This window comes from Falsiroseomonas frigidaquae (genome assembly GCF_012163145.1).
GTDB lineage: Bacteria > Pseudomonadota > Alphaproteobacteria > Acetobacterales > Acetobacteraceae > Falsiroseomonas > Falsiroseomonas frigidaquae.
The window spans coordinates 94,527-108,823 of record NZ_JAAVTX010000009.1 but is presented as its reverse complement, the minus strand read 5'-3'; the positions used below and the strand labels follow the sequence as shown (position 1 = coordinate 108,823).

The window sequence follows — 14,297 nt, the reverse complement described above, 5'->3', positions numbered from 1 at the left end:
GGGGCCTCTCATCGATCGTCCTCGGTCCGGGACAGGCGGCGGCGCGTCAGCGCCAGCAGCATTCCCATCCCGAGGGCGATGGCGACCACGGAGGACCCGCCATAGGACACGAAGGGCAGCGTCATCCCCTTGGTCGGGATCAGGTGCAGGGTGGAGGCCATGTTGATGAAGCTCTGCAGCCCGAACTGCGTCAGCAGCCCGGCGCAGGCCAGCACCACGAACAGGTCGCTCTCGCCCAGCAGCCGCACCAGCCCGCGCACCACGACGAAGGCGAACAGCGCCAGGATCACCAGGCACACCACCAGGCCGAATTCTTCCCCGGCCACCGCGAAGACGAAGTCGGCATGCGCGTCGGGAAGCACGTTCTTGATGCGGCCCTCGCCGGGGCCTCGGCCCAGCAGGCCGCCATTGCCGAAGGCCTCCAGCGCCACTTCGGCCTGGTAGTTGTCGGCGTTGGGGTCGAGGAAGCGCTGCACGCGGGACTGCACGTGCGGGAACAGGAAGTAGGCGCCGAACGCGGCCGCCACGCCACCGACGCCCGCCACGACGACGACCAGCATGTTCAGCCCGGCGACGAAGAACTGCGCGAAGAACACCGCCGTCACCACCAGCAGCATGCCGATATCCGGCTGCCGCTGCAGCAGCGCCGCGCTGACGATGAACAGCAGCACCGCGAGTGCCGTGGCGCCATGGCGCCGGTTCAGCTTGCCTTCCGCGATCAGCCAGGCGGCAACCACCGCGAAGCAGGGCTTGAGGAATTCGGATGGCTGCAGCGAACCGATGCCGGGCAGCGCGATCCAGCGCCGGGCGCCCTTGATCTCCGCCCCCACCACCAGCGTCGCCGCCACCAGCAGCAGCGAACTGGCAAGGCCGAACCAGGCCAGCATCCGCACCTGCTTCACCGTCAGCATGGAGACCAGCACCATCACGCTGGCGGCCAGCGCCAGGTAGGCGATCTGCCGGATGAAGAACATGTTGCGCGACGCGGCGCCGATGCGCTCCGCCACCGCGGGGCTCGCCGCCAGCATCATGACGTAGCCGAAGCCGATCAGCGTCAGCAGCGCCGCCAGCGTCCAGCGATCGACCGTCCACCACCAGCGGCCGACCGTCGAGGTATCGGCGCGAGAGACCTGGATCATGCCGCCCTCCCTTGATCCGCGGCGCGCATCGCCTGCACCAGCGTGCGGAAGCGGTCGCCGCGCGCATCGAAACCCGTGAACTGGTCCCAGGACGCCGCGGCCGGGGACAGCAGCACCACCGCCGTGCCCGTTGCCCGCGCGGCGGCGGTGGCGGCCGGCAGCGCTGCCTCCAGCGTGCCCGCCACCTCATGCGCCACGCCATGGGCGGCGAGCGTCGCGGCGAAGGCCGGGCCGTCGCGGCCGATCAGGATGGCATGCGCGATGTGCGGGAAATGCGGCACCAGGCTCTCGATGCCGCCTTCCTTGCCGGTGCCGCCGGCGATCCAGATGACGCGGTCGTACGAGGCCAGCGCGCGCGCCGCGCTTTCGGCGTTGGTCGCCTTGCTGTCATTGACGAAGCGCAGCCCGCCGATCTCGCCCACCTGCTCCTGCCGGTGCGGCAGGCCGCCGAAGCTGTGCAGGCCGCGCGCCACATCCGCACGCTCAAGGCCGAGTGCCAGCGCTACCGCCGCGGCGGCGGCGGCGTTCTGCGCGTTGTGCACGCCGGGCAGGGCAGGGGCCTCGCGCAGATCGGCGATTTCGCCATCCGCGTCGCGCAGGCTGCGACCTTCTGCCCAGATGCCGTCCTTCACCGCGTGGTAACCCGAGATCGGGATCATCCGGGCGGCCAATCCGGCGCCCATTCCCGGGGACAAATCATCGTCCTGACCGAGCACGGCGAAGTCCTCACGGCCCTGCCGCGCGAAGATATTCATCTTCGCAGCAGCATAGCCGGCCATGCTGCCATGACGGTCGAGGTGATCGGGGCTCAGGTTCAACATCACACCCACCTTGAAGCCGACGGACGCGATTCGCTCCAAGCTGTAGCTCGACATTTCGAGGGTGTAGAACCCTTCCGACCCCAACATGTTGAGTCCGAGGGCTGCCGGCCCGAGATTCCCCCCGACCTCGGAAATCCGTCCCGCACCCACCAGGATATGGTGCAGCAGGGCGGTGGTGGTGGACTTGCCGTTGGTGCCGGTGATGCCGAGGAAACCGGCCTGGCTGCCGCTGGCGCGCACCGCGCGGAACAGGAACTCCACGTCGCACAGGATCGGCACGCCCGCCGCCCGCGCCGCATCCGCCGCCGGGTGCGGCCGGGGCAGGGTGTGCGGGATGCCGGGCGACAGCAGCAGCGCATCGGCCGTGAAGCGGCCCTCAGACGGATCGCGCAGCACGAAGCCCGCCGCTTCCGCCGCCGCGCGCGCCGCGGCGCCATCGTCCCAGCAGATCACCTCCGCGCCCCATTCGGCCAGCCGCGCCGCCGCCGGCAAGCCGGCGCGGCCGAGCCCGACCACGGCGATGCGTTGGCCCGAAAAGGGCGTGAAGGCGCTCATCGCAGCTTCAGCGTCGAAAGGCCGATCAGGCCGAGGATCATCGCAATGATCCAGAAGCGGATCACGATGGTCGGTTCGGCCCAGCCCTTCTTCTCGAAATGATGGTGCAGCGGCGCCATCAGGAAGACGCGCTGGCCGGTGCGCTTGAACCAGAACACCTGGATGATGACGGACAGCGTCTCCACCACGAACAGCCCGCCGACGATCGCCAGCACGATCTCATGCTTCGTCGCCACCGCCACCGCGCCCAGCGCGCCGCCAAGCGCCAGCGAACCGGTATCGCCCATGAATACCGCGGCCGGCGGCGCGTTGAACCACAGGAAGCCGAGGCTGGCGCCGATCAGCGCGGAGCAGAACACCGCCAGTTCGCCCGAACCCGCCACGGCATGCAGCTGCAGATGGTCCGCGAAGATGCGGTTGCCGACGAGATATGCGATCAGCGCGAAGACGCCGGCCGCGATCATCACCGGAACGATGGCAAGCCCGTCCAGCCCATCCGTCAGGTTCACGGCGTTGGAGGCGCCCATCATCACCAGCATCGCCAGGATCGGGAAGGCGAAGCCGAGCGGGATCAGCAATTCCTTGAACACCGGCAGCGCCAGCTTGTCGGCCAGCGCCTCCGGCATCAGGAAGGTGAGCCAGACGGCCGCGAGAAGCCCGATCACCGCCTGCGCGATCAGCTTCTGCTTGCCGGAGACGCCCTTGGTATTGCGCTTGGTCACCTTCAGCCAGTCATCGGCGAAGCCCAGCGCGCCATAGCCCAGCGTCACCATCAGCACGCACCAGACGAAGCCGTTGCGCAGGTCTGCCCACAGCAAGGTGGATCCAGTGAGGGCAAGCAGGATCAGCATGCCGCCCATGGTGGGCGTGCCCTTCTTGGTCAGCAGGTGGCTGGCCGGCCCGTCCTCGCGGATCGGCTGGCCGCCATTCTGCTTTGCGCGCAGCCAGCGGATCAGCATCGGGCCGAAGAACAGCGCGATGATCAGCGCCGTGATGCAGGCGGCGCCGGCGCGGAAGGTGACGTAGCGCACCACGTTGAACAGCGCGAAATTGTCCGACAGCGGCGCGAGGAGATGGAAGATCATGGAGTCGGGCTTTCGCACAGCGCCTGCACCACGGTCTTCATACCCGTCGCGAGACTGCCTTTGACAAGAACGGCATCGCCATCGCGCAGCGCGGCGGCAACCAGGGGCGCCAGTTCGGCGGAACTTTCCGCCCAGGCGCCGATGCGTGCGGCGGGCAGCGCCGCCAGCGCGTGGCGCATCAGCGGGCCGCAGGCAAAGACCAGATCGGCGGCATCCGCGACATGCGGCGCCAGCGCCGCATGTTCGTCGCGGGCGAAATCGCCGAGCTCGCCCATCTGCCCGAGCACCGCCACCCGCCGCCGCGCCGGCAGCAGCTTCAGCAGCGCCAGCGCGGCGCGCATCGAGGGCGGCTGGCCGTTATAGGCCTCGTCCAGCAGGGTCGCGTGCCCGCCATCCGGCGTGGCGATGGCGCGGCGGTCGCCACGCCCCTGCAGCGCGCGGAAACCGGCCAGCGCGCCGGCCAGCGGCGCCACATCCAGCCCCAGTGCCGCCACCGCCGCCAGCGCGGCCAGCGCGTTGCGCGCCATGTGCAGGCCGGGCGTGCCAAGCCGGAAATCCACCCGCGCGCCGAGGATCTCGGCCCGCAGATCGCTGCCTTCCGCATCGGCCCGCACCTCGATGGCACGCGCATCGCCGCCCTCGCCGAAGGTCACCACCCGCGCGCCGCCGGCGGCTTCGCGCAGCAGCGGCAGGAACTCGCTTTCCGCCGGCAGCACCGCCACGCCACCCGGCAGCAGGCCGGACAGGATTGCAGCCTTCTCCCGCGCGATCGCCTCAAGGCTGCCCATATGGCCGAGATGCGCCGCCGCGATGGTGGTGATGACGGCGACATGCGGCCGCGCCAGCGCGGCCAGCGGCGCGATCTCGCCCGGATGATTCATGCCCATCTCGATGATGGCGAATTCGCTGTCGCGCGGCATGCGGGCGAGCGTCAGCGGCACGCCCCAGTGGTTGTTGTAGCTGGCCACCGCAGCATGGGTCGTGCCCGCCACGGACAGAAGGGCGCGCAGCATCTCCTTCGTCGTGGTCTTGCCGACGCTGCCGGTCACGCCCACCACGCGGGCGCCGCTGCGGGATCGCGCGGCGGCACCCAGCGCGCGCAGGCCCGCCAGCGTGTCGCGCACCAGCAGCAAGGGCGCATCCGGCGCCACGCCGTCCGGCACATGGTCCACCAGCGCCGCCGCGGCGCCGCGCGCCAGCGCATCCGCCACGAAGCCGTGCCCGTCCCGCACATCGCGCAGCGCCACGAACAGCTCGCCCGGCGCCACGCTGCGGCTGTCGATGGACACGCCGGTGATGGTGACCTCCGCCGCCAGCGTCCCCTCGGTCGCGTCGCGCAGCTCCTGGCTGGTCCACAGCACGCTCATGCCGCACCTGCCGCGGCGCGCACCACCGCAACATCGTCGAAGGGCAGTGTCTCACGCCCGATGGTCTGGCCGCTCTCATGCCCCTTGCCGGCCACCGCCAGCACATCGCCGGGGCCGAGCGCCGCCACGGCCCGCGCGATGGCGCCGGCCCGATCGCCCGCATCGATGCCGCCGGGGCAGGCGGCGAGCACGGCGGCGCGGATCAGTGCCGGGTCCTCGCTACGTGGGTTGTCATCGGTCACCCAGCAGAGATCCGCCTCCGCCGCACAGGCCTCGCCCATCAGCGGGCGCTTGCCAGGGTCGCGGTCGCCACCGGCGCCGAACAGCACATGCAGCCGCCCGCCCGGCGCGACATGCGCGCGCAGCGCGCGCAGCAGCCGCGCCAGCGCATCCGGCGTATGTGCGTAATCCACGTAGATGGCGGCGCCGTTCGGCAGCCGCGCCGCCAGTTCCATCCGCCCCCGCACGCCCTGCAACCGCGGCAGCAATTCGAAGGCGCGCTCCGGCGCCATGCCGGCGCCGATCGCCAGCGCCGCCGCCATCAGCACGTTGTCCGCCTGGAAGCGGCCGGGCAGCGACAGGCGCAGCCTTTCCCGCAGGCCGAAACCCTCGATGGTGAGGTCCTGCCCATCCGGCAGCGCGGCCTGGGCCACCAGGCGCAGCGTCTCGCCATTCTCGCCGACCGTCATCAGCCGCAGGCCACGCGCGGCGGCGATGGATTGCAGGGCGGCGCGGGTTGCGCCCTCCATCTCCGCATGCGCCACCGCACAGGCACCCGGCGGCAGCAGCGTGTCGAACAGGCGGAGCTTGGCGGCGCGGTAGGCCTCCATGTCGCCGTGATAGTCCAGGTGGTCGCGCGTCAGGTTGGTGAAGCCGGCAGCGGCCAGCCGCACGCCATCCAGCCGCCGCTGCTCCAGCCCATGCGAGGACGCTTCCAGCGCCGCGGCGCCGAAGCCGGCGCGGGCCAGCGCCGCCAGGGTACCATGCAGCGCCACCGGATCCGGCGTTGTCAGCGACGGGCCTTCGGGGAAACCTGCCGCGCGCAGCCCGAGCGTGCCGAGCGACGCGGCGCGCTGGCCATCCAGCGTCCAGAGCTGGCGCAGGAAATCCACGCTGCTGGTCTTGCCGTTGGTCCCGGTGACGGCGACCACGATCTCCGGCTGTCCGGCATGGAAGGCGGCGGCGAGCAGCGCCAACGCGCGGCGCGGATCGGCGGCCTGCAGCAGCGGGCGCGAAGCCACGCCCTCCGGCCATGCGGTGCCTTCCGGTGCCAGCACGGCTGCCGCGCCGCGCGCCACGGCATCGGCGATGAAGCGGCGGCCATCAGCCTGGCTGCCGGGCAGGGCGGCGAACAGGTCGCCGGAGGCGACCTTGCGGCTGTCCTCCGTCAGCCCGCCGATCGCGGGCAGCGCGCCGGACGGGACGGTGATCTCGGGCAGCGCGCGCAGCAATTCGTCCAGGCGGCGCGCGACGGGTGCGTCATCGCGGCGCAATGCTCGCCTCCCGCAACAAGGCGGGGCGCGGCTCGGCGCGGCCGGGGGCCCCGGCGGCACGGGTGGGCGGGGCGGCGCGCGGGCGGCCGGGCTGCATGGCGATGGCAAGGCCGGCCTGGATCTCCGCGATGCGGTCCGTCTCCGGCGCCAGGCCGAGGATGGGCGCAACGCGGCGCACGATCTCCCCGGCCGCGGGGGCGGCGACCCAGCCGGCGGTGGCGAAGCCGTGGCTGCGCGCATTCGGCTTCGGCTCGTCCACCATCACGTACAATGCGTAGCGCGGTGCCTGCATCGGGAAGGCGCCAACGAAGGCGGCGATGCGCTTGTTCCGGATGTAGCGGCCGCCGGGCCCGGTCTTCTCCGCCGTGCCGGTCTTGCCGCCGACGAAATAGCCAGGGACATCCGCGCTGCGGCCGGAGCCATCCGTCACCACCAGCCGCATCAGCCGGCGCATGGTGGCCGACGTGCCCTCGCTGATCACCCGCGTGCCCTCGGCCACGGTGCCCGGCGGCTGCGCCATCAGCGTCGGCTGCCGCAGCATGCCGCCATTGGCCACCGCGGTGACGCCGGTGATGACATGCAGCGGGGTGACGGAGATGCCGTGGCCGAAGCCGATGGTCAGGGTGTTGATGTCGCGCCAGGCATTGGCACGCGGGATCAGCGGCACCGCCGTTTCCGGCAGCTCGATCCCGATGCGGGACCCCATGCCCATCCGCACCATGAATTCGCGGTGCCGCTGCGGCCCAACTGCCGCCGCCATGTGCGCGGAGGCGAGGTTGGACGAATAGGCCAGGATTTCCGGCAAGGCGAGCCAGCGGTTCTTGCCGCGGTAGTCGTTGATGGTGAAGCGGCCATAGCGGATCGGGCGCGACGCGTCGTAGCCGCCCCAGATATTCACCGTGCCGAGTTCCAGCGCCATGGAGGCGGTGAGCAGCTTGAAGGTGGAGCCCGGCTCATACACGCCGACGGTGGCGCGGTTGAAGCGCGGGTTGTGGCCCTGCTCGTCGGCGCCCGGCGTCACCGCCTCGACCCGCGCCGGCTCGGCCAGGTCGAAATCGGGCAGCGAGACCATGCCGATCACCTCGGCGCTCTGCACATCCATCAGGATGCCGGCGCCGCCGATGCCGTTGTAGTCCGTGATCGCCTGCTGCACGGCGTCGCGCAGCGCGAGCTGCACGCGGACATCCAGCGACAGGCGCAGATCCTCGCCGCGCCGCAGCCGCAGGCGCTCATCGAAGTAGCGCTCGACCCCGGCCGTGCCGTTGCCATCGACATCGACGCCGCCGAGGATATGCGCGGCTGCGCGGCCCTGCGGGTAGATGCGGCGCTCGGCTTCCTCGAAATACAGGCCCGGAATGCCGAGCGAATTCACCGACTGCTGCTCGCGCGGCGTCAGCGCCCGGGCGAGGTAGGCGAATTGCCGTTCCCCGGTCAGCCTCGCGGCGACGCGTTCCTCATCCAGTTGCGGCAGCACGCGCACCAGCCGGCGGGCCACGCCGGCGGGGTCGGTGATCTCGCTCGGATTGGCGTAGAGCGCCGTGATCGGCAGCGTCACCGCCAGCAACTCGCCATTGCGGTCGGTGATGGCGGCTCGGCCGGGCAGGTGCTCCGCCGGCGGCGTGTTCTGCCGCACCATCGCGGCCAGCCGCTTCGGCTCCGCCGGGGAGATCAGCGTCGCATCGGCCAGCCGCGCCGCCACCGCCCCGAACAGCAGCGCGAAGCCGCCGGCGGCGATCAGCAGGCGCGATCGCGTGCGCTCCATCACCGCGCGGCGGACCAGCTCCGGCTGGCCGATCCGCACCAGGTCGGTGCGGCCGGCACCCATCACCGAATGGCCGATGGTGCGGCCGGCGGGCAGGGCGTTGGGGTTGGGGGCGTTCAGGGACATGTGCGGTTCAGCGCTGGCTGTTCAGCGTGGCCGCGGCGGCGGAGGAGAAGGGCACCGGCGGCGCCATCGGCCGGCCGAGGCCGAGCGACGACGCGCCACCGAGCGCGGAGACGTAGGTCGGCGTGGTCGGCGCGGCCTGGGTGGTGCGGATCGGCGGCGCGGTGCGCACCGGTGCGACATGGATGGCCGGGCGCACCGTCCGGGCCGGCGCGGCGGCACGCTCGGAGGGTGCGGCGGCGCGCGCCATGGAAGCGGAGGGTGCGGCATCGCGCAGCGGCGCGGCGCGGGCCGGAACGGGCGGCGCCACACGCGGCTGCACCGCGCGCTGCGCTGCCATGGTGGCGGCCAGCGCCTGCGGGGCGGGCGCTTCCTGGGCCTCGCGCACATCTTCCGTCGCGCGGGCCGTTGTGCTGGCGACGGGTACGCTGGAGGCGGGACGCGGCGCGGGGCGGGCAGCGGCGCGCGGCGCCGGTGCTGCAGGCGTGACCGGTACGGCAGCCGCGGCCGGTGCGGCAGCCGCGGCCGGCGCGGGAATCTGGGCCGCAGCCAGCATCACCGCAGCCTCCTGCGCCGGGCGTTCCGGCACGAACAGGTTCGGCGGGCCTGCAAAGGCCACGGCCTGCGGCAGGCGGCGCACCATGTCCGGCAGGCGGGTGAACTGCGCGGGCTGCATCGGCTCCAGCGGCAGATGGCGCTGCGCCACCTCGCGCAGCCGGCCCGGCTCGTTCAGCAGCGCCCATTCGGCGCGCAGGATCGAGGTGCGGTCGCGTGCCTGCTCGATCTGCCGCCAGACCTCGCGCAGCTCGCGGTCCTGCGTCGCGACCTGGTGCTTCACCTGGTACAGCCAGGCACCGGCACCGGCGAAGGCGCAGAAGCAGAGGATCGTGAAGGGCCGGATCATGGCGAGATTCCCTGGTTCATCGGCAGGCGGCGCTGCAGGCCACGCAGACGGGCGGAACGCGCGCGTGGGTTGGCATGCGTCTCCGCATCCCCCGGACGCAGCGCGCGGAAGGTCAGCAGGTCGAAATCGGGCGCCGGCGGCGGCAGCAGCGCGGCGGGGTCGTGGCGGGATGCGGTGCCGGCACGCCCGGCGGCGCCGACCATGGCGCGCTTGACGATGCGGTCCTCCAGCGAATGGAAGGACACCACCACCAGCCGCCCGCCCGGCGCCAGCAGCGACTGCGCCGCGGCCAGGCCACGCTCGATCTCGCCCAGCTCGTCATTCACCGCGATGCGTAGCGCCTGGAAGGACCGCGTCGCGCCATCGATGCCGGAAGGGTCGCGCGGCACCGCGCCGCGGACGATCTCCGCCAGCCGCGCGGTGGTGGTGATGGGGGCCACGGCGCGTTCGCGCAGGATGGCGCGTGCGACGCGGCGCGCATGCCGTTCCTCGCCGAGATCGGACAGGATCGTTACAAGTTCGCGCTCGCCGAGACTGTTGACCAGGTCCGCCGCCGTCGCCCCGTCCTGGCCCATCCGCATGTCGAGCGGCCCGTCATGACGGAAGGAGAAGCCGCGTTCCGGCTGGTCGATCTGGAAGGAGGAAACGCCGAGATCCATCACCACGCCGTCGAGCGCGTGGACGCCCTCCGCCGCCAGGCTGTCCAGCATGTCGCCAAAGCAGGACTGCACCAGATGCAACCGTCCCGGATACCGCGCCGCCAACGCGGCACCGCGCGCGATCGCATCGGGGTCGCGGTCCAGCGCCCACAATGTACAATCTGCAGCCGCCAGGATGGCGGCCGCGTAGCCGCCACCGCCGAACGTGGCGTCGAGGTAGATGGCGCCGTCGCGCGGCTGCAGTACTGCCAGAACTTCCTCCAGCATCACGGGGACATGCGTGCTCATGGCACGGCTTTCGGAGTCGTGTTGAGGCCTGATGCCGCAACGGTCAGGCGCAATTCGCGGGCGCGCTGCTTCGACTCGAGCACATGGGCGCGGCCAACCGCTTCATTCCAGATCTCGAAACGATTTCCCTTGCCCAGGAAGACCACCTGGTCGCCGAGGGTCAGCTCCTCGATCATTTCCTGCGGCAGCACCAGCCGGCCTTCGCCGTCCAGCTTCAGCATCTCACTGCCGGCGATGAGGGTGGCTTCCAGCAACTCGCGCTCCTCGGAAAAATGCGGCAGGGCCTCGATGCTGTCGACGATCTGCTGGAAAACCGGGCGCGAACGTGCCTCGATACAGGGATGCGTGTGGGAGATACGAAAGACGAGCTGGTTGGTCGCGGCAGCCTCCAGCTCTGCGCGGAAGGGCGCGGGCACGGAAATGCGGCCCTTGCGGTCCAGCTTTCCTGTATGCGTGCCCACGAATTGGGTCATCGCGCGATGCTGTTGCCCCCGATGAATTCCCCACTCAGCGGCCGGCGAGGCCCCCCGACCTCGCCGGCTCGCCCGACCATCCCTTGCAAGCCCAAAATGCCCCCCCGAGCAGGGCCCCGCATGGGATAACCAGGGAATATCCGGGATTTTCCGGGCAAGCAAGCTAAATCCCGGCGGGAGGCCGGTCTGTCCACAGCTAAAATCGCGTCTTAACAGTTGATTAGCGTCACGTTCTGAGGGGAGTGCAGAGAAAACTGCGCGTGATGACCCGCCGGTTCATGTATTCGTGGTTTGTTCTTGTTCCAGAGCAAGCTAAACCGTGCCGCAGCAGGAAGGTGGTGCCGGGTGGCCTGTAAGCCGGGTTCTGTCCATGCCTTGAAGCACTGGGCCTCGCGGCACTGGACGACCATTCCTCTGGAGCCTGCGTTGCCGCAGGCTTCTCGCGGCCAACCCGGGCGACGGGGCGAGAATGCCCCCGCGTCCATCCGGCCCGAAGGTCGAATCACGCCGGCCGCCCCTATTCGGCCTTGCTCCCGGTGGGGTTTGCCGTGCCTCCCACGTTGCCGTGGGAGCGGTGCGCTCTTACCGCACCCTTTCACCCTTACCGCGGGACGAACCCTTGCGGGCGCATGCCGAGGCGGTTTGCTTTCTGTGGCACTTTCCCTGGGGTTTGACCCCCGCCGGTCGTTGACCGGCACCGTATTCCCGTGGAGCCCGGACTTTCCTCCAGCAATGGATCGCTCCACCACCAGCGGTCGCCCAGCCACCCGGCACCGCGCGTCACATCGCGCGTGCGCGCCGCCGGGTCAATCGGTGATCACGCGCAAATCGGGCCAGCGCTGCAGCCAGCCCTTGGCGGCCATGCGCGCGCGCAGCACGGCGGGGTCGCCCCGCGGTGGCGACCGCAGCACCAGTCCGAGCAGATCAGCCACGCCATGCGGCGCCAGGATCTCGATGCCGCCCGTCGCGCAGCGCGCCGCGACGGCGGTTGCGGTTTCCGGCCAGCGGGCGAGTGCGGCGGCGAGGTCGGGGTAGGGTGCATGGCCATGCCGGGCCGCCATCCGCGCCTGGTTCTTCACCGACCAGCGCAGGCCGGGACGGGCGGCGCGCAAGGCGGCCTCGAAAACCGCATCGGCGGAGGCGTGGTCCAGATGCACCACGTCCAGGTCGTCCAGCGCCGTCACCTCGGGCGCGCGGCCACACAGCATGTCCCACACCGTATTCCGCACGAAGCCGGCGCCGAGCCAGCCGCCACGCGGACCGGCGAGCGCCAGCGCCTGCAAGGCATCGCGATGACCCGGGCTGGCCGCCAGCATCGCGGCGACCCGCGCGGCGGTCATGCCCCGGTCCTCAATCCCGGGTCGAGGTCACCGCCGCGGCCACCGCGGCCAGCCGCGCCAGCGTCTCCGCATCCGCCTGCCCATCGATGCGCGTGGGGCGCCAGCGGCGCTGGAAGGCGCGCAGCAGCACCGGCAGGGGCAGGTCCGCGCGGTAGCCGATGCGGGCGAGCAGCGTCGGCGCATCCGCATCCGGCACCGCCCCACCCTCGGGCCACAGGCCGACGCCATTGGCGGCGAGGCCCCGCCAGTCGAACAACTCGCCCGGATCGTCCTTGCGGTCCGGCGCGATGTCGGAATGCGCCACCACGTCGCGCGGCGCGATGGCGTGGCGCGACAGGATCTCGAGGCACAGGTCGCAGACCGCGGCCATCTGCAGGGCAGGGAAGGGGCGGTAGCCGAATTCATGGCCGGGATTGACGATCTCGATGCCGATCGAGCGTCCGTTCAGCAGGTCCTGCCCGCGCCAGTGGGAGATGCCGGCATGCCAGGCGCGGCGATCCTCCGGCACCAGCCGGAACACCGCGCCATCCTCCTCCACCACATAGTGGCTGGAAACGCGGGAGGCCGGGTCGCGCAGCCGCGCGATCGCCTCCGCGCCGCTGCGCATGCCGGTGTAATGCAGCACCAGCATGTCCACCGGCTGCGGGCGTTCATCCTGGTTCGGGCTGGGCAGGTCGCGGATGCGTATCAAAGGCCCCTCTGGCGCTTGATGCGGTCCCGATCCTCCGCGCGCGGCGCGGAGGTTCTGGCAAGGGCCTGCGACCGCTGGCGCAGCCTCACAGCCCGCGCTGCCGCTTGATGCGGTCCCGATCCTCCGCGCGTGGCGCGGAGGTTCTGGCAAGGGCCTGGGACCGCTGAAGCAGCCTCACAGCCCGCGCTGCCGCTTGATGCGGTCCCAGGCGGCGTTGATCTCTGCCACCTTGCGCGTCGCGCGGTCGACGAATTCCGCCGGCACGCCGCGCGCGGCCAGGCCGTCCGGGTGATTCTCCCGCATCAGCTTGCGCCAGGCGAGCCGCACTTCCTCATCCGTCGCGCTGGCCGGCAGGCCGAGCACGGAATAGGCGTCGATCTCCTCCACCCGCCGCTGCGCGGCACCGCCCTGTCCGGCCTGGCCGCCCTTGGCGCGGTCCCAGGCGGCCGCATCCAGGCCGAAGCGCTGGTGCACGCCCTGCAGCACGCGCAGTTCGCCCTTGGTCATCGGGCCATCGGCGCGGGCGATGTAGAACAGCGCGGCCAGCACATCCTCCAGCATCGCGCGGTTGTCGGCGAAGGCCTCGCCGAGCCGTTCGGCAAAAGGCTCCCAGCCGCCGGTGTCGCGGCGTGCCTCGTCGAACATCTGCGCCACTTCGCGCAGGTTTTCCGGCGGGATGCGGAACATCGCCTTGAAGGCGTCAATCTCCGACCGCTGCACGGGCCCATCCGCCTTGGCCAGCTTGGCCGAGAGCACGATGACGGAGATCGCGAACAGCGTTTCGCGATTGCCGAGCAGCGCGGCCAGATCCGCCGCGCCGGGCGCAACGCGCCCGCCCGGCCCCTGGTCCGCCGCATGGCCGAGGGCGGCGCCCATCACCGCGCCGAGTGGCCCGCCGGTGACGAAGCCAGCGACTCCGCCCAGCAATTTGCCCCAGATGCTCAAGCGTTCCTCACCCCTGTCCGCGCGGTGCTAGCACGGACCGGCGCCGGGCTACAGGGTGGCAGCGGCCCGCGCGGCCTGGTCGTAGAAGCCGGACAGGCCGCGCAGAAGTTCCGCAACCTGCGAAAGCTGGTCCTCCGCCGGGCCGGCGCCGCGCAGCGGGCGGGCGAGCAGCCGTTCGCGCACTTCGGCATAGGCGGCACAGAGCGCGGCGCCGGCCTCGGTGGCGGCCACCAGCTTTTCCTTGCCCGCGCGGCTGGTGGCGACCAGCCCGGCTTCATGCAGCTTGCGGATGGCGTAGCTGGCGATGTGCGTATCCTCGATGTCCAGCACCAGCAGGATATCCGCCAGGCGCTTCGGCCGGTCGCGGTGACGGACGGTGTGCAGGATGAGGATCTCGGTGGCCGACATGCCGGGCCGCCCGGCGGCGGCCATGCAGCGCACCATCCAGCGGTGGAAGCCGTGGCCGGCCAGGATCAGCCCGTACTCCACCTCCGACAGGGCAGGGGAGGCGCCTGCGGCGAGATGCGCCGAGGAGACCACGGGTTGGCCAGGCATCGAGATCTCCCTGTCGCTGCCGGAATACGTTGACGATTTGTTGGTAAATTGTCAATGAATGCGGAACGTCCGGGCAGCCTTGCACGATGCGGCGCCG

13 protein-coding genes and 1 other RNA gene are annotated in these 14,297 nt (G+C 71.3%); all 14 read right to left on the bottom strand.

Annotation, left to right across the window (positions count from 1 at the left end):
* Window positions 1-8: 8 nt before the first annotated feature.
* The 14 genes from HB662_RS26665 to HB662_RS26600 all read right to left on the bottom strand — a co-directional run bounded on the left by HB662_RS26665 (window position 9) and on the right by HB662_RS26600 (window position 14,200).
* Complete coding sequence (locus HB662_RS26665; protein WP_168054713.1) at window positions 9-1,139, bottom strand: FtsW/RodA/SpoVE family cell cycle protein; 1,131 nt, start codon at window positions 1,137-1,139, stop codon at window positions 9-11.
* Entirely contained in the window at window positions 1,136-2,515 is a 1,380-nt protein-coding gene (gene murD, locus HB662_RS26660; RefSeq protein WP_168054711.1) for a UDP-N-acetylmuramoyl-L-alanine--D-glutamate ligase, read from the bottom strand. Before murD ends, HB662_RS26665 begins: the two co-directional genes overlap by 4 nt.
* Entirely contained in the window at window positions 2,512-3,600 is a 1,089-nt protein-coding gene (gene mraY, locus HB662_RS26655) for a phospho-N-acetylmuramoyl-pentapeptide-transferase (protein WP_168054709.1), read from the bottom strand. The genes murD and mraY overlap by 4 nt, the downstream gene beginning before the upstream one ends.
* Entirely contained in the window at window positions 3,597-4,967 is a 1,371-nt protein-coding gene (locus tag HB662_RS26650) for a UDP-N-acetylmuramoyl-tripeptide--D-alanyl-D-alanine ligase (protein ID WP_168054707.1), read from the bottom strand. The genes mraY and HB662_RS26650 overlap by 4 nt, the downstream gene beginning before the upstream one ends.
* Window positions 4,964-6,427: a UDP-N-acetylmuramoyl-L-alanyl-D-glutamate--2,6-diaminopimelate ligase gene (locus HB662_RS26645; protein WP_171970292.1), complete on the bottom strand. Its 1,464-nt coding sequence runs from the start codon at window positions 6,425-6,427 to the stop codon at window positions 4,964-4,966. The genes HB662_RS26650 and HB662_RS26645 overlap by 4 nt, the downstream gene beginning before the upstream one ends.
* 19 nt (window positions 6,428-6,446) lie before the next feature.
* Window positions 6,447-8,348, bottom strand: coding sequence for a peptidoglycan D,D-transpeptidase FtsI family protein (locus HB662_RS26640; protein ID WP_168054703.1), 1,902 nt, complete (start codon window positions 8,346-8,348; stop codon window positions 6,447-6,449).
* A 7-nt stretch (window positions 8,349-8,355) separates the two neighbouring features.
* Entirely contained in the window at window positions 8,356-9,249 is an 894-nt protein-coding gene (ftsL, locus tag HB662_RS28915) for a cell division protein FtsL (RefSeq protein ID WP_209443491.1), read from the bottom strand.
* Window positions 9,246-10,196 carry a 16S rRNA (cytosine(1402)-N(4))-methyltransferase RsmH gene (gene rsmH / locus HB662_RS26630; protein ID WP_168054701.1) on the bottom strand — a complete coding sequence of 317 codons (951 nt, stop codon included), beginning with the start codon at window positions 10,194-10,196 and terminating at the stop codon, window positions 9,246-9,248. The genes ftsL and rsmH overlap by 4 nt, the downstream gene beginning before the upstream one ends.
* The gene (locus HB662_RS26625; RefSeq protein WP_168054699.1) at window positions 10,193-10,669 is read right to left on the bottom strand and encodes a division/cell wall cluster transcriptional repressor MraZ; all 477 of its coding nucleotides are present in this window, start codon (window positions 10,667-10,669) and stop codon (window positions 10,193-10,195) included. The genes rsmH and HB662_RS26625 overlap by 4 nt, the downstream gene beginning before the upstream one ends.
* A gap of 337 nt (window positions 10,670-11,006) precedes the next feature.
* An RNA gene (rnpB, locus tag HB662_RS26620) (RNase P RNA component class A) lies at window positions 11,007-11,440 on the bottom strand.
* Between the two features lie 35 nt (window positions 11,441-11,475).
* Complete coding sequence (locus tag HB662_RS26615; RefSeq protein ID WP_168054697.1) at window positions 11,476-12,009, bottom strand: nucleotidyltransferase family protein; 534 nt, start codon at window positions 12,007-12,009, stop codon at window positions 11,476-11,478.
* Between the two features lie 10 nt (window positions 12,010-12,019).
* Window positions 12,020-12,700: an N-acetylmuramoyl-L-alanine amidase gene (locus tag HB662_RS26610; protein ID WP_342449595.1), complete on the bottom strand. Its 681-nt coding sequence runs from the start codon at window positions 12,698-12,700 to the stop codon at window positions 12,020-12,022.
* A gap of 174 nt (window positions 12,701-12,874) precedes the next feature.
* Complete coding sequence (locus tag HB662_RS26605) at window positions 12,875-13,645, bottom strand: TerB family tellurite resistance protein (protein ID WP_168054695.1); 771 nt, start codon at window positions 13,643-13,645, stop codon at window positions 12,875-12,877.
* Between the two features lie 48 nt (window positions 13,646-13,693).
* On the bottom strand, window positions 13,694-14,200 hold the full coding sequence (locus tag HB662_RS26600; RefSeq protein WP_168054693.1) for a winged helix DNA-binding protein: 507 nt from the start codon (window positions 14,198-14,200) through the stop codon (window positions 13,694-13,696).
* Between the last annotated feature and the right edge of the window lie 97 nt (window positions 14,201-14,297).